The sequence below is a fragment of the Paenibacillus sp. FSL M7-0134 genome (assembly GCF_038007865.1).
GTDB lineage: Bacteria > Bacillota > Bacilli > Paenibacillales > Paenibacillaceae > Paenibacillus > Paenibacillus polymyxa_B.
Genome location: NZ_JBBOXV010000002.1, coordinates 2,098,739 through 2,124,835, shown reverse-complemented (window position 1 = coordinate 2,124,835; position 26,097 = coordinate 2,098,739). Strand labels below are relative to the sequence as shown.

The 26,097-nt window shown below is 53.2% G+C and carries 1 protein-coding gene (running past one end of the window); it reads right to left on the bottom strand.

All coding sequences use genetic code 11. From position 1 onward, the window contains the following. Window positions 1–65 precede the first annotated feature (65 nt). On the bottom strand, window positions 66–26,097 hold the 3' portion of the coding sequence (locus tag NSQ58_RS25160) for a non-ribosomal peptide synthase/polyketide synthase (RefSeq protein ID WP_341058403.1). 16,325 nt of this gene lie beyond the right edge of the window; only the last 26,032 of its 42,357 coding nucleotides appear in the window; its start codon lies beyond the right edge, outside the window; its stop codon occupies window positions 66–68.

The window sequence follows — 26,097 nt, the reverse complement described above, 5'->3', positions numbered from 1 at the left end:
GGGCAGTCGGACAAGCCGCCGCCCTCTGCACAGCAAAGTAAATCATTGCATCTTAGAAAACTGATTTAGAAAACAAAGTCGATGGAATCCGGCGAGAAGCCTTCTGGCTGCTCGTCCGTGTTCACCTGAATATCGCTTAACAGCAAATCTGGGTCGGTTCCAATCTGGGACAGGATCGCTATCAAATCTCTGGTTAATCTCTCAATAGCGTCGGCTCCAAACAGCTTCGTGCAATATTCAAAGGAACCCTTGATTTCCCCATCTTCATCACTCATGGACAAAGTCAAATCGAATTTGGAGATACGATGCTCCTGAACATACGGGCTGAAGGACAGCGTCTCAAGCTTCGCTTCCTGTGACTCCGTATTTTGCAGTACAAACATAGTGTCGAATAACGGGTTACGGCTTGCATCCCGTGCTACATCCAGCTTTTCCACCAACTCTTCCAGTGGATAATCCTGATGCTCGAAGGCTTGCAACGTACGATCTCTGGCTTCCAGCAAGTAGCTGTGGAACGTTTGGTTGCCCCTCGGCTGATGCCGGATGGCTAGCGTGTTGACGAACATTCCGATCAGCGGCTCCAGTTCAGGTAACAAGCGTCCTGCTACTGGCGTACCGATGATCAAATCGTCCTGACCGCTGTATTTGGACAGCAGAACGGTGTAGGCACTCAATAGCACCATGTACATCGTACTTCCGGTCTGTGCCGCAATTCGGCGCAGTTGCTCAGATACATTCGCGTCCACTGTAAATTCATACATCGCACCCTCGAAGCTGCGAACAGCAGGTCTAGGATAAGCAATTGGCAAATCCAGTATCGGCAATTCTCCGGCTAAATGCTCCAGCCAGAAGTGTTCCCGGCGTTGGTATGACTCACGCTGCGTCTCCTGCTGCTGCCATACGGCATAGTCCTTGTACTGAATTTGCAGCTGCTGCAATTCCTGCCCTTCGTACAGTTGTACCAGCTCCTGCACGATATTGCTCGACGATACACCGTCTGAAATAATATGGTGCATGTCGTACATCAGGAGGTGGCGCTCTGGTCCAGTTTGAATGAGACGGACACGCAGCAGTGGTGCCTGGCGAAGATCAAAGCTGCGTACAAAGGACTCGATATAGGCTTCGGCTTCGGACTCCCTGGCCTGCAGGTGTTCTACTGCAAACTCCACTTGATCGTAAACCCGCTGAACGACCTCGCCTTCCAGCATTTCAAAGGAAGTCCGCAGCGTTTCATGGCGGGCTATTAACTGACGGAACGCATCCTCCAGCCGATCGGCCTGAAGCGGTCCCTCCACGGTTAATACACCCGGCATATTGTAGCTGAGATCCCCACCTTCCAGATGGCTCAAAATGTACAGTCGTTTTTGAGCCGAGGAAACCGGGTAGTACGCCTGTTGCGCCGCCGCAGGGATCACCGTATAGGTGTCTGTACCGTGCGTTGCGATGAGCTGGGCTTGCTGCTCAATCGTGAAGTGTTGGAACACCTCACGCAGTGTAATCCGACTGTCCAGTTCCTGATGGATTTTGGCCACCAGCGTCGTTGCCCGCAGGGAGTGTCCACCCACGTCAAAGAATGAGTCGGTGACTCCTACGCTGGACAGCTTCAAGACATCCTGCCAGATTTGGGCTAGCTTGGTTTCCAGTGGTGTCCGCGGTGCAACGTACTCCAGGCCTCCTTCGAGGCGTGCTTCCGGTGCCGGCAACGCCTTGCGGTCGATTTTCCCGTTCGGTGTCAGCGGGAAACGATCCAGTTGTACCACATACGTCGGGATCATGTAATCCGGCAGCTTCGGCTGCAGCGCATTGCGCAGCTCCGTCAAACTCAGGGACTCTGAAGCTATGATATAGGCACACAGGTCCTTGTGTCCGTCTTCGTTGTCCCATGCTGTGACCACGGCTTTCTGAATGCCGTCCACGGTCAGCAGCTGCGCTTCCACCTCGCCCAGCTCGATCCGGTAGCCCCGGATTTTCACCTGGTGGTCGATCCGGCCCAAATACTCAATACTGCCGTCTGGCAACCACCGTGCCAAGTCACCCGTCCGGTACATCCGGTTTGCGTGAATGCTGTCCGCTGGATCGGCTGCTGCCGCATCAGCGAACGGATTCAGGACGAACTTCTCTGCCGTCAGCTCCGGCAGGTTCAGGTACCCTCGTCCCACGCCTGCACCTCCGATATAAAGCTCACCTGCGATACCGATCGGTACCAGCTGTTGCTGGCTGTTCAGGATGTACACCGACTGGTTCGCTATCGGCGTTCCGATGGATACCGTATGCTCCCCTTTTTCCAGCAGTACGTTCAGGGACTCCACATCTTCAATCGTATAAGCGGTCGCATCTACCGTCGTTTCGGTCGGACCGTACACGTTCGTAATGACCGGACGATACCCAGACCACTTGTGCAGGAACACATTTACCAGCTGCACGGATAATGCTTCGCCACCGATCAGGTAATGCTTCACTTCCGGCGCTTCCGTCACACTGACGCTTTCGTTCAAAATATGCAGATGTGCAGGTGTGCCGTCCGACAGATCAATCCGGTGCGTGCGGTAGTAGGCGATCAAATGCTCTCCGCTCAGACTGACGTCACGGGACACCACGTGCAGGGTGTGGCCTAACAGCAAGCTGGCAAAGATTTGCTTCACTGAAGCGTCAAATACAAATGCCGAAAGCCATGCGACATGAAGCGGCTGTTCATAACGGCTGTATACTCGTTCCAATAAAGCATCTACCAGATTGCTAACACTGCCCTGCTCGATCATGACCCCTTTCGGCTGACCGGTGGTACCTGACGTGTAAATCATATAGGCCAGGTTGTGCGGGCCGGCGACAGGGATCAGATTGCCCGCATCCTGTGCTCCCAACTGAGCTTGAACGTCCTCGTCATCCAAGACTACAGCTCGAACTGTGGATGGCAAGCTGAGCGACAGGTTGGCGACTCTGCTTGTAATCACGACCTTGGCCCCACTGTCTTGGAGCATGTAGTCGATGCGCTCCTGTGGATACACCGTATCCATTGGTACATATGCGCCTCCGGCCTTAAGTACCCCCAGAATACTCACCAGAATATCCGCAGAACGTTCCAGCAATACGCCAACCGGTTGATCTGCTTCGACCCCTTCCGCTCGTAACACACGAGCCAATTGGTTCGCACGCTCATTCAGCTCAGTGTAGGTCAGCGCGGTGGCCCCAGACACAACTGCTATCCGCTCAGGGTTGCGCTTCGCTTGCTCTTCAAAGCGCTCGCTGAGCGAACGGCCTTGTAATGCTCCAAGCAGGCTGTGCGCATTCGGATCATTGAACACCTTCAGAATCTGCTCGGTTTCTTCTGCCGTAATCAACTCCAGCTCACCCAATTTCGCATCCGGGTTCGCCGCGACGGCTTCGGCCAAGCGAACAAAGTGACGCGTCATCCGTTCTACCGTTTCGCGCTCGTACAACGCAGTTGCATACTGCAATCCGAACTGGATACCTGCCTCTTCCTCTCTGGCTTCCAGCGTCAAATCAAACTTCGCTGGCGTTTGTTCCAAGCCGTATGGACGGAAGCTCAGATCTGCCAGCTGCAACTCGCCTTCCTCGGTGGTTTGCAGGGTAAACATCGTATCAAACAGCGGATGGCGGCTCATATCCCGCTTAACATTTAGCTTTTCCACCAGTTCCTCAAATGGGTAGTCCTGATGTTCATAGGCTTGCAGAGCACAAACTTTCACTTCTTCCACGTAGCTGCGGAAGGTATGTTCCGCTGTCGGATAGTTTCGCAATGCCAACGTACCGACGAACATCCCGAGGATCGGTTCCAAATCTGCATGCGGTCGTCCGGCAATCGGTGTGCCGACCACAATATCTTCTTGCCCGCTGTATTGGTGTAAGAGCGCGGTGTACGCAGCCAGCAGCACCATATACAGCGTAGAGCCTGTGTGCGCCGCCAGTTCCTTCAGACGTTCGCTAGCTTCTCGCTCCAGCCCGAACACCACCGTATCACCTGCCGTACTTCGTACCGACGGACGGGCAAAGTCCGTAGGTAGATCCAGCACAGGCAGTTCACCCCGGAAGGTGTCGAGCCAGTACGCTTCCTGACGTTGCATCCACTCTTGATGTGCTTCGCTTTGCTGCCATACCGCATAATCCTTGTACTGGATACGCATTGGCGAAAGCTCTTCACCGTCGTATAAGCGGACAAATTCATCGGTCAGTACTCCCATGGACACACCATCCGAGACGATATGGTGCATATCGAGCATGAGCAAATGCTGCGGTTCCTGCTCGGTTTCTTGTACACCCAAATCTACCAAGCCTACCCGCAGCAGCGGAGCGACTTGCAGATCGAACGGACGTACAAACTGTTGCACACGTTCCTGTGCTTCCTGGCTGACCCTTGTGTCCGCAGTCGCACCCTCTACCTGTACCTTCGTATATTCCACCTCGAACGGCACGGTGTCCTCAATCCATTGCACCGGCTCACTGTCCACCAGTTCAAAGTGGGTACGCAACGTTGCATGACGGGCGATCAGTTGACGGAACACGTCCTCCACTCGCTTCACGTCCAGCGGGCCACTCACTTGCAGCACTGACGGCATGTTGTAGTTCACATCATTCGGGTCGAACTGATGCAGCACATACAGTCGTTTTTGCGCCGAGGAAAGCGGGTAGGAGCTGCGTTCTTCCGTCACCGGAATGGACGCATACGCCACTTGATCCAGACCTTCCATGACCGCTGCCAGTTGTTCAATCGTTGGCGCTTCAAAAATACTGCGTAGTGGAAGCGGCTTGTTCAGCTCCTTGTGAATTTTCGAGGCCAGCGTCGTCGCCCGCAGCGAGTGTCCGCCAATCTCGAAGAAGTTTTCCTTCACACCGACCTGTGCCAGACCCAGCACATCCTGCCAAATTTGCGCCAGCTTCACTTCCACCCATGTCCGCGGTGCTACATAATCCGCTCCGCTTTGCAGGCTGCCTTCCGGTGTTGGCAGTGCCTTGCGGTCGATTTTACCGTTCGGTGTCAACGGCATCTGCTCCAGCTGCACCAAATACGAAGGCACCATGTAGTTTGGAAGCTCCTCGCTCAGTAAGCTGCGCAGCTCACCAGTGCTCACTTCCCGTTCAGCAACATAGTACGCCACCAGTTGGTTTTGCCCCTGTTCGTCCGCTTGTGCCAGTACGATGACCTCTTGTACGTCCTCCACTTTCAAAATTTGTGCCTCGACCTCACCCAGCTCGATCCGGTAGCCCCGGATTTTCACCTGATGGTCGATCCGGCCCAAATATTCGATGTTGCCGTCCGGCATCCATCTCGCCAAGTCACCTGTACGGTACATCCTTTCATAGCCCGCTTCGCCAGCCGCAAACGGATTCGATACAAATTTCTCAGCCGTCAGCTCTGGACGATCTAGATAACCCCGAGCCAGACCCGGACCGGACACGCACAGTTCACCCGCTACGCCCACCGGAGCCAAATGTCCATGCACATCCACCATGTATACCCGATGATTCGGCACAGGGCGTCCGATAGAAATCAGCTGTCCGGCTCTCTCATCCTCGGATACCGGCCAGATGGACGTCGCCACCGAGTTTTCGGTTGGACCGTAGCCGTTGTAGTACGCCACCTGATCCTTCCACTTGTATACCAGCTCGGTTGAGGATGCTGAACCCGCAGTAAACAGAATACGCAAGTTTGGCATCCGTTCTGGCTCCAGATACACCGCATAGGTTGGCGGCAAAGCGGCCACGGTGATTTGGTGATCCGCCATATATTGCTCAAACCGCTCGTAGTTCAGAATCGTCTCTGACGTTGGCACATACAACGTGGCTCCACAGAACAGCGCTTGGAAGATTTCCCAGCAAGCCGCATCAAACGAATAGCTGGCGAACAGCAACGCATGATCCGACGTGCTCATCCGAAGCGTCTGATCAAAATACGTTTTCAGATTGCATAGCCCGTGATGCTCGAGCATTACACCCTTCGGCTGCCCCGTTGTACCCGACGTATAAATCACATACGCCAAATCATTCGGACCAGACCACGGCTCCAAATTGGAATCATCCTCGTGATACACCGTTTGCTCCCCATCTAGCACCAGCACGTGACCGTCAATAGCTGCTTTGTCCACCAGATGGCTTTGCGTCAACAACAGCTTCGCACCCGAGTCATCCAGCATATAGCGGATACGCTCTTCTGGATACGTCGGATCGATGGGGACATACGCGCCACCGGCCTTCAAAATCCCGAAGATACCTACGATCATGTCCACCGAGCGCTCGGTCATCAGACCCACCAGACGATCTTTTGTCACACCTTGACTGCGCAAGGTACGAGCTAATCGATTGGCGCGTGCATTCAGTTCACGATAGGTCAACTGCTCTCCTTCGAAGAACAGGGCTGTCTGCTCCGGCGTCCGCGCGGTTTGCGCCTCGAACAAGCCATGAATCGTTTGCTCGTTTGGATACTCAGCAGCTGTATTTCCCCATACGCTGAGAATTTGCTTGCGCTCCTGCTCACTTAACATATCTAGCTCCTGCACTCGAATGTCCGGCTTCGCCACCACCTGCTCCAACAGCTGTATCAGATGGCCCTGAGTCCGTTCAACGGCTTCACGATCATATAACTTCGCATTGTATTCAAATCGGATTTTCATCGCTTCCTGCGGCATAACGACCAGATTGAAATCATAGTTGGTTTGTTCAATCATGCCGGCATTGCGAATTTCAAAATCCGACTCTGCACCTTCGCCAAGTTGCTCGACCTGCTCCTCCACCGGATAGTTTTCAAACACGATAATGTGGTTGATCAGATCTTGCTTTTGCTCGCTCAAGGCTTGAATTTCATACAGCGGATACGTTTCATAATCTTGAGAAGTCAGCGCCTGCTTCTGATTCGTTCTGATCATATCGGCAAAGGTGTCCTCAGCCCCGCTGCGGATCCGTATTGGAATGGTGTTAATGAACAAGCCCACCATATTTTCGATCCCCGGAATATCCGCTGGACGACCAGACACTACACCGCCAAAAACAGCGTCGTCACTACCGTTGTACTTTTGGAGCAGCAAGCCCCAGGCTGTTTGCAGCAATGTATTCGCGGTCACGTGGTGCTGCTTGGCCACCATTTCCATACGTCCGGTCAAGTCCTTGCCCAGATCGCACAGGATATGCTCAAATTGTGCACCGTCCGCTTTCACGCCTACTTTCCCGGTCGGAATCGAAGTTTGCTGATCATAGCCGAGCAAATAATCCTTCCAATAGGAAGCTGCAGCCCCTACATCCTGTGCTTCAAGCCACTCAATATACTGACTATATGGAGTAACGGGGGCAAGCTTCGGCTCTCTATGCTCCACGGCTGCAAAATAAGCCTCAAACACCTCATCCGTGACTAACGCCACACACCAGCCATCCATCAAGATGTGATGAGAGCTCCACACAAAATAATAATCCTCGTCACCTGTTCGTAAAATCGCCACGCGCATCAACGCATCCCGGGACAAATCAAATCCGGCTGCCTTGTCCTTGCGAATAAATTCCTGCACATACGCGTCACGTTCCTGATCATCCAAATGACGCAAATCTTCACATTTGAAACCAACATCCTTGCGGCGGAAAATGACCTGCACGGGCTCATCCTGCCAACCGCTGATGAAATTGGCTCTAAATATCTCATGCCGCTGCGCCAAATGATTCAAGCTATCTTGGAAAATATCCGCTTGGAAGCGTCCGTGCAAATCAAAGGTCGTTTGTTCAAAATAAGCACCTGACTCTGCATCCATCAGACTATGGAACAACATGCCTTTTTGCATCGGCGTCAGCGCATATACATTTTCCAGTTCCCCCATGTCACAAGTCTGCTCTACCAACTGATCCAGCTCGGCCATGGTTACATGTTTAAGCATGACATCGCTTGGCGTCAGCTCTTGCCGTTTGCGGCCTACACAATGCGCAATGATTTCCTGCAAGCTGGTTCTGAACGCTTCGGCTAGCTGCTCCATCGTTTCATGGCGATATTCCTGCTTGCTGTAGCTGATCGTCAATTGCAGCTCGCCTTCGGAAATCAGTCCGTTCATATCCAGCGTGTGCGTTCTAGCTGCATGGGCGCTAAGCTCTGCACCACTAGCGTAAGGAGATACGCCAATGGATTGATTTTGCATATCTTGGTCAAATTGTCCCAAATAGTTAAAGCTGATTTCAGGTTCGGTTACAAAACGCTCTTGCTCACGTGCTGCGGACAGGTATCTCAACATCCCGTAGCCAATGCCCTTTTGCGGAATGCGGCGTAGTCCTTCTTTCACATGTTTGATGCGTTGTGAAAGGTCTTGCCCCACGCTCATATCCAGCACAACCGGGAATTGAGTCGTAAACCAGCCCACGGTGCGCGTAATATCCAGTTCTGGCAAAATGGACTCCCGTCCATGACCTTCCAGGCTCACGAGCACTCGTTCCAGGCCCGCCCAGCGATAAATCGTCAGTCCCAATGCGGTAAGCAGCAAATCATTCATCTCCGTGTTGTAGGCACGATGCGCCTGTTTTAACAGCTGCTCCGTTTCCTGAGCTGTCCACGTAACTGTAATGTTCTCGCTGTCCCTATTTAAGGAATGAGAATGGGATTCGTCTTTTGGAAGCGGCTCATACATTCCCTGTTCAATTTCCTGCCAGAATGCGAGTTCTGCTGCCATGGCCGGACTGTTCGCATATTGAGACTGCCCATCAGCCCAGGTGCGGAACGAATCCGTTTTGTGCGGAAGACGAGCCGCTTGTCCGTTCAATGCCTGCTCATAGGCTGTCGTAATATCCTCGAACAAAATACGCCAAGATACGGTATCCACCACTAAGTGATGAATCGCCATCAGCAAATGATCTCCATCCGGGCAATGGAACAGCCCCAGCTTCACCAGCGGTCCTTCGCTTACATGAATACCCGCCTGAATTTCATTTACTTTGGCCTCGATCGCCGCAGATACCTCAGACTCATTTCTGAAGTCGGCCCGATCCAGCGTATACAGCTCGCCCTCCCCAACCGCACGGTTCCAAGCTTCATATCCGTACTCCGTAGGACGGAAAATGATACGCAGTGCGTCGTGATGGCTCACGACGTGATCCATCGCTGTGCGCAGGGCCGTTTCATCAAAACCGTCCTCGCTATGCAGCATAATGGACTGGTTATGATGATGAGCATCCGTCAGGTTCTGCTCAAAAAACCATTGTTGAACAGGTGTCAGTTTCACAGCGCCCACCACTTCACTCTGATCCGCCAATCTGGTCACCGTTTGGACTTTCAGTGCCAATGCAGACACGGTTGGATGACTGAACAGGTCTTTCATCTCCAGTCGATAACCTGCTTGCAGCAATCGGGAGGATACTTGCAGCGCCTTGATCGAATCGCCACCCAGTTCGAAGAAGTTATCCTGCGTGCCTACCGCTTCCACGCCGAGTACTCCGGCCCATACCGCAGCCAATACTTGTTCCACCGTGGTACGCGGTGCCACATAGGCTGCACCTGTATGGATGCTTCCTTCCGGTTCCGGCAAGGCCTTACGGTCGATTTTTCCATTGTGGGTCAGTGGCAAGGTCTTCAGTCGCATCAAGCGTGCAGGTACCATATGTGCTGGCAGTCCGGCTTCCAGCTCGGCCTGTACCTCCTCAATCCGCAGCTCTGCTTCTCCTGTGATGTATCCGCACAAATACTTGTGTCCACGCTCATCCGTCCGGTCGATGACTACCGCTTGACGCACACCCGGCACCCGCTGGATCGCCGTTTCAATCTCACCCAGCTCGATCCGGTAGCCCCGGATTTTCACTTGATAGTCCATCCGGCCGATAAAGTCCACATTGCCGTCCGGCATCCACCGCGCCAAGTCGCCTGTGCGGTACAATCGTTCACCCGGTACGTACGGGTTCGCTACAAATTTCTCGGCCGTCAGTTCTGCACGGTTCAGGTAGCCCCGTGCTACCCCAGCTCCGCCAATACACAGCTCACCCAGTACACCGATCGGCACCGGATTCAGCTGGCTGTCCACGATGTAGAAGCGCGCGTTCAGCCACGCTTGGCCAATCGGTACACTGCCGCTGCTTGGCAGCTTCGACAGCTCTTCATCATAGAAGCTAGAGTCAATCGCTGCTTCCGTGACGCCGTAGCTGTTCATAATGCGGATATCTGCGCCAAATCGTTCTTGCAGTGCCCGATAATCCGTCACGCTGCAGCTATCCGAGCTGGTGATCAGCAATTCCAGACTGCTCATGTCCAGTCCCTGTTCATATACATGCTGCATAAACGGTACGATCAGGGCCGGGGTCGATTCGAATACCGTAATCTGGTAATCGCGAATCCAGCCATATAGACGGCTTGGATCAATCCGGTCGTCCTTCGGACAGATGACCATCGTGCCGCCGTTATAAAGCGTCCGCGCAATATCGCCGACGAACACGTCGAAGGAGAAGCTTGCCAGTTGTAGCAATCGTACCGGGAAACGGTTCAGACGGTAATCCCGACGATACGCCGCAGCCGTATTCACCAAGCTGCGATGCTCAATCATGACGCCCTTCGGACGTCCCGTTGTACCGGACGTGTAGATCACATACGCCAGATCCTGCGGTTCGTTGATGTGCTCGATATCGGTGGTGTTTCCGGTATACAGCGACTCATCGTCCAGCGCCAGCACGGTATGCAGACGCAAGTTCGCTACGGATTCGGATGCTGCTTCGCTATTAGATGGCGAATCTGCTGTTCCATTCAGATTTCCATGGAGAGTACCTGATTCCATCGTTTCAGCGCCAGCCACTGTTTCCAACTCGCCTTCAGACTGCCCTCCGGTCGAGGCCTGTCGGCTTTCATCCAGCCAGACCTGTGCACGCTCCTGCAAGCCCGTTTGGGTCAGTAGCACCGTCGCACCACTGTCCTCCAGCATGAAACGAATGCGTTCTGACGGATAGTCTGCATCTAGCGGCACATAGGCACCTCCAGCTTTCCACACCGCCAATACGCCGACCAGCATGTCGACCGAACGTTCACTCAAAATGCCAACAATCGACTCGCGGCCAATACCTTCATTTCGCAGTCTGCGCGCCAATTGGTTCGCACGCTCGTTCAGTGTGCGGTACGTAAGCTGCTGCTCCTCGTACACCACCGCCACGTGATCCGGTACAAGCTGCGCTTGTTCTTCCACAAAGGTATGGAACAGTGCTCCTGCTTCTACCGCAGCAACATCCGACACCCCTACATCTCCAAAACCGTAGATGATTTGTGCCTTTTCCTCGACGGTTACCATATCCAAAGCTGCCAGTGACTGCTGCGGATGAAGGGTAATTGCACGAACAAGCTCGGTAAAATGCTGTGCCAATCGCGCGATGGTTTCAGGCTTGTACAGCGCCGTGCTGTATTCCAGACTGCACAGAATACCCTCCGGTTGCTCCACTGCATCCAAAGTCAGATCAAACTTGGCCGTATGATTGTCCGTCGGATACGTCTTAAAGGTCAGACCCTCCAGTTCGAACTCCTGCTGCTCAAATGTTTTCAACTCAAACATCGTGTCAAACAGCGCATTCCGGCTCGTATCCCGCGTTAAATTCAGCTTTTCAACCAGTTCTTCAAAAGGATACTCCTGATGTTCATAAGCACTGAGCGCATGCTCTTTCACCTCTTGCAAGTAATCCAGGAACGTTTTGTCGCCAGACGGATAATTGCGGATCGCCAGCGTGTTGAGGAATACGCCTACCAAGCCCTCCAGTTCCGCATGCGGTCTTCCGGCAATCGGCGTGCCGACGATGATGTCCTCCTGCCCCGAATATTTATGCAAGAGTGTGCTATACGCGGCCAGCAACACCATGTACAAGGTGGAGCCGGTTTGCGCGGCCAGCTGTTTCAACTGCTCGCTGTCCTCCAGGCTGATCGCAAATTCCAATCGAGCTCCTTCCAGACGCTGTACGGCAGGTCTTGCAAAATCCGTTGGCATATCCAGCGCCGGAATGTCACCAGCCATCGTGTTCAGCCAATAGCTTTCCTGCTCACGAAGACGTTCACTTTGCATATCGGCATGCTGCCAAACGGCATATTCCTTGTATTGGATGCGCAGGGGCGGCAGTTCCTTGCCTTCATACAATTGAGAGAACTCCTGCACGATGATTCCTTCAGTGACACCATCCGAAATAATATGATGCATGTCATAGAGCATGACGTGACGCTCCGGTCCGGTTTCCACCAACTGAACCCGCAGCAACGGTGCTTGTGCGAGATCAAATGCACGTACAAAGTCCTGTGCGTACTGCTGGGTCTCTTCTTCGCTTGCCTGCACATGCTCCACGTTGAATGCGACGCCCGATTCAATCCGTTGAATCACCTCGCCATCCACCATGTCGAATCGGGTTCGCAGGGCTTCATGACGGGCAATCAGCTGGCGGAAGGCTTGCTCCAGTCGCGTTTTATCCAAGGAACCTTCAATAATCAAAGCGCCCGGCATATTGTAGCTAACCTCTCCGCCTTCCAGGTGACTCAGCACGTACATCCGTTTTTGCGCCGAGGAAACGGGATAATATGCACGCTCCTCCGCCACAGGGATGGATACATACGTTTGCTGCGTCTGATCTTCTCCCATCACCTGCACCAGTTGCTCAATCGTCGGATATTGGAAAATATCTCGCAGGGCCAGCTTGTAATTCAGCTCCTGATGGATTTTCGCCATCAGTGTTGTGGCGCGCAGAGAATGTCCTCCCACTTCAAAGAAATGGTCCTTAATACCGATCTGCGGATGATTCAGAACACTTTGCCAAATACGTACCAGTAGCTCTTCCAGCAGTGTCCGCGGTGCCACATACGCCGTGCCTCCTTCGAGGCGCGCTTCCGGCGCAGGCAACGCTTTGCGGTCAATTTTCCCGTTTGGTGTCAGCGGGAAATGATCCAGTTGTACGACATACGTCGGGATCATATAACCCGGTAGCTTGGGCTGCAGCATGTTACGCAGCTCGGGCAAATTCAGCGCCTCAGAGGCTACGATATACGCACACAAATCCTTGTCTCCGTCTTCGTTTTCCCAGGCGGTGACGATGGCTTTCTGAATGCCTTCCACGGTCAACAGCTGCGCTTCCACCTCGCCCAGTTCAATCCGGAAGCCCCGGATTTTGACCTGATCATCCATCCGGCCGATAAAGTCCACATTGCCGTCCGGCATCCACCGTGCCAGGTCACCTGTGCGGTACAATCGTTCACCCGCTACATACGGATTCGCTACGAATTTCTCGGCCGACAAGTCCGCACGATTCAGGTAGCCTCGTGCCACTCCAGCTCCGCCAATGCACAGCTCGCCCAGTACGCCGATCGGCACCGGATTCAGCTGGCTGTCCACGATGTAGAAGCGTGCGTTCAGCCACGCCTGACCAATCGGTACATTGCCACTGCTTGGTAGCTTCGACAGCTCTTCATCATAGAAGCTAGAGTCGATTGCCGCTTCTGTGACGCCGTAGCTGTTCATAATGCGGATATCTGCGCCAAATCGTTCTTGCAGCACCCGATAATCCGTCACACTGCAGCTATCCGAGCTGGTAATCAGCAGTTCCAGACTGCTCATGTCTAGCCCCTGTTCATACACATGCTGCATAAACGGTACGATCAGGGCCGGGGTCGATTCGAACACTGTAATCTGGTAATCGCGAATCCAGCCATACAAACGGCTAAAATCAATCCGGTCGTCTTTCGGACAAATAACCATCGTGCCACCGTTATAGAGCGTCCGCGCGATATCCCCGACGAAGACGTCGAAGGAGAAGCTCGCCAGCTGCAGCAGTCGTACCGGGAACTGGCTCAGACGGTAATCCCGACGATACGCCGCAGCCGTATTGACCAAGCTGTGATGTTCGATCATGACGCCCTTCGGACGTCCTGTTGTCCCGGACGTGTAGATCACATACGCCAGATCCTGCGGTTCGTTAATATGATCGACGTCTGTGGTATCACCGATGTACAGCGACTCATCATCCAAAGCCAGCATCGTCTGCAGACGCAAGTTCGCTGCGGATTCGGATGCTGCTTCGCTAGGTGGCGAATCTGCTGTTCCATTCAGGGTTCCATGGAGAGTACCTGATTCCATCGTTCCAGCCGCTGTTTCTAACTCGGCCTTAAACTGCCCTCCCGTCAAGGCCTGTCGGCTTTCATCCAGCCAGACCTGCGCACGGTCCTGCAAGCCTGTTTGGGTCAACAGTACCGTGGCGCAGCTGTCTTCTAACATGAAACGAATACGTTCGGACGGATAGTCTGCATCCAGCGGCACATAGGCGCCTCCAGCTTTCCATACCGCCAATACGCCGACCAGCATGTCGACCGAACGTTCACTCAAAATGCCGACAATCGACTCGCGTCCAATGCCTTCATTCCGCAATCTCCGCGCCAATTGGTTCGCACGCTCGTTCAGTTTCCGGTACGTAAGCTGCTGCTCCTCGTACACCACCGCCACGTGATCCGGCACAAGCTGTGCCTGTTCTTCCACAAAGGTATGGAATAAGGCTTCTGCTTCAACAGCAGCAACATCCGATACCCCCACATTTCCAAATCCATGGATGATTTGTGCTTTTTCCTCGGCAGGTACCATCTCCAAAGCTGCCAGTGGCTGCTGCGGATGCAGTGTAATTGCACGTACGAGTTCGGTAAAATGCTGCGCCAATTGCGCAATAGTCTCAGGCTTGTACAGCGCCGTGCTGTATTCCAGACTGCACAGAATACCCTCCGGTTGCTCCACTGCATCCAAGGTCAGATCAAATTTGGCCGTATTATTGGCTATCGGATACGAATGTAAGGTCAGACCTTCCAGCTGCAATTCCTGTTGCTCCAATGTTTTCAACTCAAACATCGTGTCAAACAGCGCATTCCGGCTCGTATCCCGCGTCAAATTCAGCTTTTCAACCAGCTCTTCAAAAGGATAGTCCTGATGCTCATAAGCACTGAGTGCATGCTCCTTTACCTCTTGCAGATAATCCAGGAACGATTGGTCGCCAGACGGATAATTGCGGATTGCCAGCGTGTTGATGAAGACACCTACCAGGCTCTCCAGTTCCGTATGCGGTCTTCCGGCAATCGGCGTTCCCACTACGATATCTTCTTGGCCTGTGTATTTATGCAAGAGCGTAGTGTACGCCGCCAGCAGCACCATATACAAGGTTGCGCCGGTTTGCGAAGCCAGTTCTTTCAGGCGTTCGCTAACTTCACGCTCCAGTGCAAATTCGATCGTATCCCCTGCCGTACTCTGCACCGCCGGGCGGGCAAAGTCGGTTGACAGATCCAGCACAGGCACTCCGCCCCGGAAGGTGTCGAGCCAGTACGCTTCCTGACGCTGCATCCACTCCTGATGGGCTTCGCTTTGCTGCCAGACCGCATAGTCTTTGTACTGAATCCGCAATGGCGATAGCTCTTCACCGCCATACAAGCGAACAAATTCATCGGTCAGTACCTCCATCGACACACCATCCGAAACGATATGGTGCATGTCGAGCATGAGCAGATGCTGTGATTCTTTCTCTGCTCCTTGTACGCCCAAGTCTACCAAGCCTACCCGCAGCAGCGGTGCAGCTTTCAGATCAAACGGACGGACAAACTGCCGAACCCGTTCTTGTGCTTCCTGACTGATCGTCGTGTACGTAGCTGTGTCTTGATCTGTATCCGAAGTCGCACGCTCTGCCTGTACCTTCGTATATTCCACCTCGAACGGCACGGTGTCCTCAACCCATTGCATCGGCTCATTGTCCACTAGCTCAAAGCGGGTACGCAAGGTTGCATGGCGATCGATCAATTGACGGAACACATCTTCTACTCGTTTCACATCCAGCGGGCCGCTCACTTGCAGCACCGACGGCATGTTGTAGTTCACATCATTCGGGTCGAACTGATGCAATACATACAGTCGTTTTTGCGCCGAAGATAACGGGTAGAAGCTGCGTTCTTCCGTTACCGGAATGGACGCGTATGTTACTTGATCCAGCTGTTCCAGTACGACTGCCAACTGTTCAATGGTTGGTGCTTCAAAAATACTGCGCAGTGGAAGTGGCTTGTTCAGCTCCTTGTGAATCTTCGAGGCCAGTGTCGTCGCCCGCAGCGAGTGTCCGCCAATCTCGAAGAAGTTTTCCTTCACACCGACCTGCGTGAGGCCCAGCACATCCTGCCAAATGTGTGCCAGCTTCACTTCCACCCACGTCCGCGGTGCGACATAATCGGCTCCGCTTTGCAGGCTGCCTTCCGGTGCTGGCAGGGCCTTGCGGTCAATTTTGCCATTTGGACTCAGCGGCATTTGCTCCAGCTGTACAAAGTACGATGGCACCATGTAGCTTGGCAGCTCCCGGCCCAGCTCACTTCTCAGCTCGCTGGCACCCATTTCTTGTCCGGCGACATAGTACGCCACCATTTGTTTTTGTCCCGTTTCATCCGCGCGAGCCGTGACTACGGCTTCGCGTACCGATTCCACTTGGAGCAGCTGCGTTTCGACCTCTCCCAGTTCAATCCGGTAGCCCCGGATTTTGACTTGATGGTCGATCCGGCCCAGATATTCAATGTTGCCGTCCGGCATCCATCTCGCCAAATCGCCTGTGCGGTACATCCGCTCATAGCCTGCTTCCCCGCCAGCAAACGGATCTTTCACAAATTTCTCGGCCGTCAGTTCTGGACGGTTCAGATAACCTCGGGCTACGCCGACACCGCCGATGCACAGCTCACCCGCAACCCCGATCGGCTGCAATTGCTCCGTGCCTTCCTTCACGATGTACAGACGAATGTTTTGAATCGGTTTTCCGATCGGAATAACTCCATATTCCTCATCCGGTTCACAATCGAAGTACGACACGTCCACCGTCGCTTCGGTTGGACCATACAGGTTGATCAGCTTTGCTCCCGCTAGGCTCGACACAAGCCGTTGGAATCGTGCGACATGCTGTGGCGGTAATGCTTCACCACTGGCAAAGACATGGCGCAACGTACCCAGCTTCGCTTGCATCACTTCCCGTGGCTGCTGCTCTACATATTCCAGGAACGCATGCAGCATGGCGGGTACAAAGTGCATCGTGCTCACACCATCGCGAGCAATCGTGTCGACGATGTCTTCCGGGTTCTTTTCCCCGCCGACCGACAGCAAGCTCACCTTCGAGCCGACCAGCGACCACCAGAACAGCTCCCACACCGACACGTCGAACGTGATGGCCGTCTTTTGCAGAATCGTATCTTCCGCACTCAAGCCATAACGATCATGCATCCACAAAATCCGGTTCAAAACGGAATGGTGCTCCACCATCACGCCCTTCGGTTTCCCCGTGGAGCCAGAGGTATAGATGACATAGGCTACATGGTGCGGTCCGGCCAGTGGCTCCAAATTCGAGCCATCTTCGTGGTAAATGTCCTCGCGATCCAGCAACAGCACCTTGCCGTCGAAACTCAGTGATGCTTGCTCCGCCAGATGCGATTGCGTCAGTACCAACTTCGCTTCCGAGTCCTCCAGCATAAAGCGGATACGATCCGCTGGATAGTCTGGATCGATGGGCACGTAGGCTCCGCCTGCTTTGAGGATCGCGTAGATGCCTACGATCATGTCCAGCGAACGGTGAACCAGTATGCCTACAGGCTGATCCGGTTCAACACCTTCCGCACGCAAGGTGCGTGCGAGACGGTTGGCTCGCTCATTCAGCTCCGCGTAGGTCAACGATTCCGCTCCGCACAACACTGCCACCTGATCCGGTGTTCGTGCCGCCTGCTGCTCAAACGTTGCACTTAGCGTCTGATCCTGCGGATAGGCTGCCGCCGTATCTCCCCACACCTGAACGATCTGCGCCTGCTCTTCCGGTGTCACCAATTCTAGCTCATTTACTCGGATATGCGGATTGTCGATAATTTGCTCGATGACATGCAGTACATGTCCTTGCATCCGCTCTATCGTAGACCGGTCGTATACATTGGCGTTATATCTGAACATGATGCGGAAAAGCTCATCGGGCATCACAATCAAGTCCAGATCATAATTCGTTTGCTCAACAACCTCTACATTCGTAATTTCAAAAGCGGACGGACGAACTTCACCCAGCTGCTCAACTTGCTCCTCTACCGGATAATTCTCAAATACCATAATGTGGTTAATCAGATTTTGCTTCTGCTCGGTCAACGCCTGAATTTCATACAGAGGGAAGCTGTCATAGGCTCCCGAGGCCAGTGCCTGTTCCTGCGTTTTCCGCATCACTTCCACAAAAGTGGCATTCCGTTCACTTTGAATCCGAACCGGGATCGTATTAATGAACAAACCGATCATATGCTCTACGCCGGCAATATCTGTTGGACGTCCCGATACGACACTACCGAAAATAACATCCTCATTGTTGTTATATTTCTGCAAAATAAGGCCCCACACGCTCTGCATCAGCGTATTAATCGTGACCTGCTGCTGCTTCGCAATCCGGTGTATGGCTTCGCTCCACGTTGGATCCAGATCTACCGTTATTTTTTCAGAGATATATTCGCTGGTGTCGCTTGTTGTAGTGGATACAGTATGATCTCCGCTGTCCGCCACTTGGTCTTTCGGTGAAGTATCCGATCCAGGTAATAACGTCTGCTGTTCAAAGCCCGCCAAATAGCTGCTCCAATACTCTTTTGCCGCACGTTCATCCTGACGCTCTAGCCATTCGATATATTGGCCATACGGTGTGATAGGAGCAAGCTCTGGCTGCTTCTGCTCCAGCAGCGCAAAGTACGTACCAAACACTTCACCAGTAACCAGCGATAAGCACCAGCCATCCATGACAATGTGATGGAAGCTCCATACCAAGTGATACGTTTCTTCATCTGTTTGCAATACCTGTACGCGCATGAGTGCATCGGTTCCGAGATTAAAGCCTCTAGCTTGGTCCTCCAGTTTAAACGCCTGGATATACGCCTGTTGCTCCGCTTCCTGCATGCCGCGTACATCCTGGAAGGAAAGGTCGCTATCTTTGTGACGGAACACGATCTGCAATGGCTCCTGACTGTGCCCTGTCTCAAACATATGGAAATTCGTCCGCAGCGCTTCATGACGCTGTGTCAGTACATCCAGACTCTTGCGGAAAATTTCAACATCAAAGCTTCCTTTTTGATCAAACGACGCTTGCTGGAAGTAGGCGCCTGACTCCGGCTCCATCAGATTATGGAACAGCATCCCCTTCTGCATAGGCGAAAGAGCATACACATTTTCCAGCTCGCCTACAGAAGAAGTTTGCTCCGTCAACTGTTCCAGTTGTTCCAGTGACAAGCCCTTGAACAATACATCGCTTGGTGTTAGCTCACTCCGCTCTTTGGAGGCACAATGAGCGATCACTTCCTGCAAGCTTTCCTGCAGCAACTGCGCAAAGTTTTCTACATTTTGCTGATGATATACCTTACTGTCATAGCGAATTTCCAGTGTCAGCGCGCCCGCCGTAATCATTCCGTTCACATTCAAAGGATGCTCCAGTACGGTATGATCACTCATCGGCTCTCCACCTAGATGTGAAGACAGCGTGATATCCCCATTTTCCAAGTCCTGATCAAATTGTCCCAAATAGTTAAAGCTAATTTCAGGCTGCAAGGCAAGGGAATGATGGGCATCATCCTGAGACATATATTTCAAAATGCCGTAGCCAATGCCCTTTTGTGGCACATGGCGCAGGTCTTCCTTCACCCGTTTGATTCGCTGCCCTACTTCTGCCTTTCCGTCCACACCCAGCAGCACCGGATATTGGCTTGTAAACCAGCCCACGGTACGGGTGATGTCGATATCTGGAACAATGGCTTCCCGGCCATGTCCCTCCAGATTGACCAGCACACGCTCCTGCCCGCTCCAGTTATATACCGCTGTGCCGAGTGCGGTTAACAGCAGATCATTGACCTCGGTGTGGTACGCACGGTGTACTTCTTGAAGCAACATCCGTGTTTCCTGCTCGCTCCAAGCCACGGTCACAATTTCACTGTCTCTCAGCGGATAATGCTGTCCTTCCGCTCTCTCATGATCCTTAGACAACGATGCGACTTCCGTTTGGGCAAGACGGTGCCAGTATTCGCGTTCGTCTTCGATGGCCGGACTATTCGCATATTGTGATAAGCGCTCTGCCCAAGTGGAGAAAGAGTCCGTTTTATAGGGCAAACGAATGGCTTCTCCACGAACCGCCTGCTCATATCCCGTGGCAAAATCCTCAAACACAATCCGCCACGAAATCCCGTCTACGACCAAATGGTGAATGGCAATCAGTAGATGATCCCCATCCATGCAGCGGAAAAGTCCCAGCTTCACCAGCGGTCCTTCGTTCAGACGAATGGAACCTTGGATGGCATTGGCTTTCGTTTCAATCGCCACCGCCACATCTGCAGCGTCTTCGATACCCGTCAAATCAACAACGTCCAGACTGTATAGCTGACCTTCGTTCAAACCGCGATTCCACGCTTCATAGCCCTGTTCGGTCTGACGGAAGACCATACGCAACGCATCATGATGCTCCGTTACCTTGGTCACCGTTTGATGCAATGCGGCTTCATCAAAGCCTTGTGCTCTATACAGCATCACCGACTGGTTAAAATAATACGGCTCTGCCGAGGATTGTCCAAAGAACCATTGCTGAATCGGGGTTAGCTTGGCGCTTCCCAAAACTACCCGCTGATCGGCTGTACGGCTGACCTTGTGTACATAACCACTCAGCAACGAGACAGAAGGATATTGGAACAAATCCTTCATGTCCAGCTTATAGCCCGCTTGCAGCAAACGGGAGGATACCTGGATTGCCTTGATCGAATCGCCGCCCAGATCAAAGAAATTATCCAAAATCCCGATTCTCTTCGCCCCCAACACGGCCTGCCAAATGGAAACCAAAGTCTGCTCCAGCGCTGTGCGCGGCTCTACATAGTCCGCTCCGCTTTGCAGGCTGCCTTCTGGTGCCGGCAGGGCCTTGCGGTCGATTTTACCGTTCGGTGTCAGCGGCATTTGCTCCAGCTGGATGAAATACGATGGCACCATGTAGTTTGGCAACTCCTCACCCAGTAAACTGCGTAGCTCACCCGCGCTTACATCTTGTTCAGCGACATAGTACGCCACCAGTTGGTTTTGCCCCTGCTCGTCTGCCTGGGCCAGTACGATGACCTCTTGTACGTCCTCCACTTTCAAAATTTGTGCTTCAACCTCACCCAGTTCGATCCGGTAGCCCCGGATTTTCACTTGATGGTCGATCCGGCCCAAATATTCGATGTTGCCGTCTGGCATCCATCTCGCCAAGTCACCCGTACGGTACATCCGTTCATAGCCTGCTTCGCCAGCTGCAAACGGGTTCGATACAAATTTCTCAGCCGTCAGCTCTGGACGATCTAGATAACCCCGAGCCAGACCCGGACCGGACACGCACAGTTCACCCGCTACGCCCACCGGAGCCAAATGTCCATGCACATCCACCATGTATACCCGATGATTCGGCACAGGGCGTCCGATAGAAATCAGCTGTCCGGCTCTCTCATCCTCGGATACCGGCCAGATGGACGTCGCCACCGAGTTTTCGGTTGGACCGTAGCCGTTGTAGTACGCCACCTGATCCTTCCACTTGTATACCAGCTCGGTTGAGGATGCTGAACCCGCAGTAAACAGAATACGCAAGTTTGGCATCCGTTCTGGCTCCAGATACACCGCATAGGTTGGCGGCAAAGCTGCTACCGTGATTTGGTGATCCGCCATATATTGCTCAAACCGCTCGTAGTTCAGAATCGTCTCTGACGTTGGCACATACAACGTGGCTCCACAGAACAGCGCTTGGAAGATTTCCCAGCAAGCCGCATCAAACGAATAGCTGGCGAACAGCAACGCATGATCCGACGTGCTCATCCGAAGCGTCTGATCAAAATACGTTTTCAGATTGCACAGCCCATGATGCTCGAGCATTACACCCTTCGGCTGCCCCGTTGTACCCGACGTATAAATGACATACGCCAGATCGTTCGGACCAGACAACGACTCCAGATTGGAACCATCCTCGTGATACACACTCTGTGCTCCATCCAGCACCAGCACGTTACCGTCAAAAGCTGCTTTATCCACCAGATGGTTTTGCGTTAACAACAGCTTCGCACCCGAGTCATCCAGCATATAGCGGATACGCTCTTCTGGATACGTCGGATCGATGGGGACATACGCGCCACCGGCCTTCAAAATCCCGAAGATACCTACGATCATGTCCACCGAGCGCTCGGTCATCAGACCCACCAGACGATCCTTCGTCACACCTTGACTGCGCAAGGTACGAGCTAATCGATTGGCGCGTGCATTCAGTTCACGATAGGTCAACTGCTCTCCTTCGAAGAACAGGGCTGTCTGCTCCGGCGTCCGCGCGGTTTGCGCCTCGAACAAGCCATGAATCGTTTGCTCGTTTGGATACTCAGCAGCTGTATTTCCCCATACGCTGAGAATTTGCTTGCGCTCCTGCGCGGTTACCATATCCAGCTCATGTACGCGAATGTCCGGCTTCGCTGTCACCTGTTCCAGCAGCTGTACCAGATGACCTCGAATTTGCTCTACACTTTCCCGTTCAAAGGCCAGTGCATTATAACCAAAGCTCATGTGAATGGTGTTCCCTGGCAGTACCACCAGGTTAAAGTCATAGTTGGTCTGCTCGACAGACTCGGCTCCGGTGATGCTGAAGCTGGACTCATCGTCGTTGCCTAATTGCTCCAATTGTTCCTCTACCGGATAGTTCTCAAAAATAAGAATATGATTGATCAAATCCTGCTTAAGCTCCGACAGCCCCAGAATTTCATACAGCGGGTACGTATCATAGGCATGGGAAGCAATGGATTGCTCCTGGGTTTGCTTCATCACGTCTGAGAATAAGCTGTCCACTTGACTGCGGATGCGTACAGGAATGGTATTGATAAACAAACCTATGATGTGCTCCACATTCGGAATGTCTGCCGGACGTCCAGATACCACGCTGCCAAACACCACATCATCTGTGCCATTATATTTTTGCAGCAAAAGGCCCCACACCGTCTGCATCAACGTATTGATCGTTACCTGATAACGCTTGGCTATGCGCTGAATGCCTGCCGTTAGCTCCGCGCCCAAGTCAAAATCTAGACGCTCCGCCTGATATCCTGTTTTGCCCTGAATTTTAGCCTGTGGCAGGCGGGACTGTTCCTCATATCCTTCCAGAACCTTGCTCCAGTAACCTGATGCGGCCTGACGATCCTGCTGCTCCAGCCATTCGATATATTGACTGTATGGCGTTACAGGGGCCAGTTCCGGCTGTTTATGGGCCAGTATCGAAAAATAACTTGCAAACACTTCATTGGTCACCAGCGACAAGCACCAGCCGTCCATCACGATATGATGGAAGCTCCATACAAAACGGTACGCATCCTCACCTATGCGCAAAACGGCGACACGCATCAAAGCATCCTGCGCCAGATCAAAGCCTCTTTGCTTGTCTTTGCGCGTATATTCGAGGATGTACTCGTTTTGCTGCACTTCCTCCATATCTCGCAAATCTTCCACATAGAGTTCACTGTGCTTATTGCGGTACACGACCTGCAGCGGTTCATCCTTCCAGCCACTGTAGAAGTTCGTGCGCAGTGCTGTATGCCGCTGCACCAATACATCCAAACTTGCCGCAAACGCATCGATATTAAAATGTCCTTGCAGATCAAAGGAGGCCTGTTCAAAATAAGCTCCCGATTGAGAGTCCATCAGATTGTAAAAGAGCATGCCCTTTTGCATCGGCGTCAGCGCGTATACATTTTCCAGCTCACCTATATGTGCGGCCTGCGCTGCCATGTGCTCCAGTTCTCCAGTCGTCAGACCCTGGAAGGACACATCACTCGGCGTCAGCTCCGGCTGTTCCTGAGCGACACAATGTGTAATCACCTCTTGCAAAGCGGATTGTAGCAGTCCCGCCACACGTTCCAGCGTTTCTTTGCGATACTGCTTACGACTGTAAGCGATCGTCAAGTGCAGCGTGCCTTCCGAGATCATCGCATTCAAATCCAGCGTGTAGAGTAACGGTGAATGGGCATCCTCTGTCTCCCCTGCGCTATAGGATGACAATGAGATTCCACTATTTTGCACATCCTGATCGACCTGTCCCAAATAGTTAAAGCTGATTTCCGGTTCTGCTCCAATCGCCTGCGCTTCATCCGACGCGAACGCAGGGGACAGGTAGCGCCATGTGCCATAGGTCAACCCTTTATGTGGAATGCGGCGCAGACCTTCCTTCGTTTCTTTAATCCGCTGGGCCAGTGTCAGGTTGACATCTGTGTCCAGCAGCACCGGATACAAGCTCGTAAACCAGCCTACTGTACGTGTTATATCCACCTCTGGCAGGATTGCTTCCCGGCCATGTCCCTCCAGATTCACCAGCACCTGTCCGGCGCCTGTCCAATTGTGCATCGCCAATCCTAACGCGGTCAGCAGCAAATCATTGACCTCGGTGTTATAGGCGCGATGGGCCTGCTTCAGCAGCTGCTGAGTTTCAGCTTCGGTCCACTCTACCGTCAGCACTTCGCTGTCTGCATTCAAGGAGCCCTCATAGGCAAAATCCTTAGGCAGCGGCGCCGCTTCCGCTTTGGCCTGTTCCAGCTGCTTCCAGTAAATTTCATCCGACGCCTCCGCAGGACGGTTGGCGTAAGACGACAGCTCCCGTGCCCATGTTTGGAAGGAATCCGTTTTATAGGGCAATCGTACAGGGTCGCCTTTGATCGCCTGTTCGTAGCCAGTCGAGAAATCTTCAAACAGAATCCGCCACGACACCCCGTCTATCACCAAATGGTGAATGGCTATGAGCAAATGATCTCCCTTTGCTGTGCGGAACAATCCGAGTTTGACCAAAGGTCCTGCGGACAGGTCGATGCTGCTTTGGATTTCATCTGCCTTCGCTTCCAGCGCTTCCGCATAGGCTACTTGTTCACGGTAGTCTGCGGTTTCCAGCGTATACAACGCGCCTTCATCTACACCGCGTGTCCAAGCCGTATAACCCGAGGAAGTCTGACGGAAAACTGTACGAAGCGCATCATGATGCTTCACGATGTGATCCATGACTTGGCGAACCGACGTCTCATCAAAGCCCTCGGCACGATAGAGCATGACCGCCTGATTAAAGTGCTGCGGACGCTCGCGCTCCTGCGCAAAGAACCAATGCTGGATCGGAATCAAAGCGGTTTCCCCGCTCACTTCTCCTTGATCTGCCATACGACTGACCTCGTGCATATGCGGTGCCAGTGTTGCAACCGTTGGATACTGGAATAAATCCTTCATGTCCAGCTTATAGCCGGCCTGGAATGCACGCGATGCGATTTGGATCGCCTTGATCGAATCGCCGCCCAGATCAAAGAAATTGTCCAAAATACCGACAGTCTGTAGTCCCAGTACCGACTGCCAGACCGCTACCAGAGCGCGTTCTTGCGCGGTACGCGGCTCAGCATAATCGGCTCCGGTTTGCAGGCTGCCTGCCGGTGCGGGCAGGGCCTTGCGGTCGATTTTGCCATTTGGACTCAGCGGCATCTGCTCCAGCTGTACAAAGTACGATGGCACCATGTAGCTTGGCAGCTCCCGGCCCAGCTCACTTCTCAGCTCGCTGGCTCCGAGCTCTTGTCCGGCGACATAGTACGCCACCATTTGTTTCTGGCCCGTTTCGTCTGCACGCGCCATGACCACGGCTTCGCGTACCGATTCCACTTGCAGCAGCTGCGATTCGACCTCGCCCAGCTCAATCCGGTAACCCCGGATTTTCACTTGATGGTCGATCCGGCCCAGATATTCAATGTTGCCGTCCGGCATCCATCTCGCCAAATCGCCTGTGCGGTACATCCGTTCATACCCGGCTTCACCACCGGAAAACGGATCGGCTACGAATTTCTCGGCCGTCAGCTCCGGTCGGTTCAGATAGCCCCGTGCTACGCCGACACCGCCGATGCACAGCTCCCCTGCAACCCCGATCGGCTGCAATTGCTCCGTGCCTTCCTTCACGATGTACAGACGAATATTCTGAATCGGTTTCCCGATTGGAATGACCGCATAGGTTTCATTCGGCTCGCAATCGAAGTACGACACGTCCACCGTCGCTTCGGTTGGACCATACAGGTTGATCAGCTTCGCTCCAGCCAGGCTCGACACAAGCCGTTGGAACCGTGCGACATGC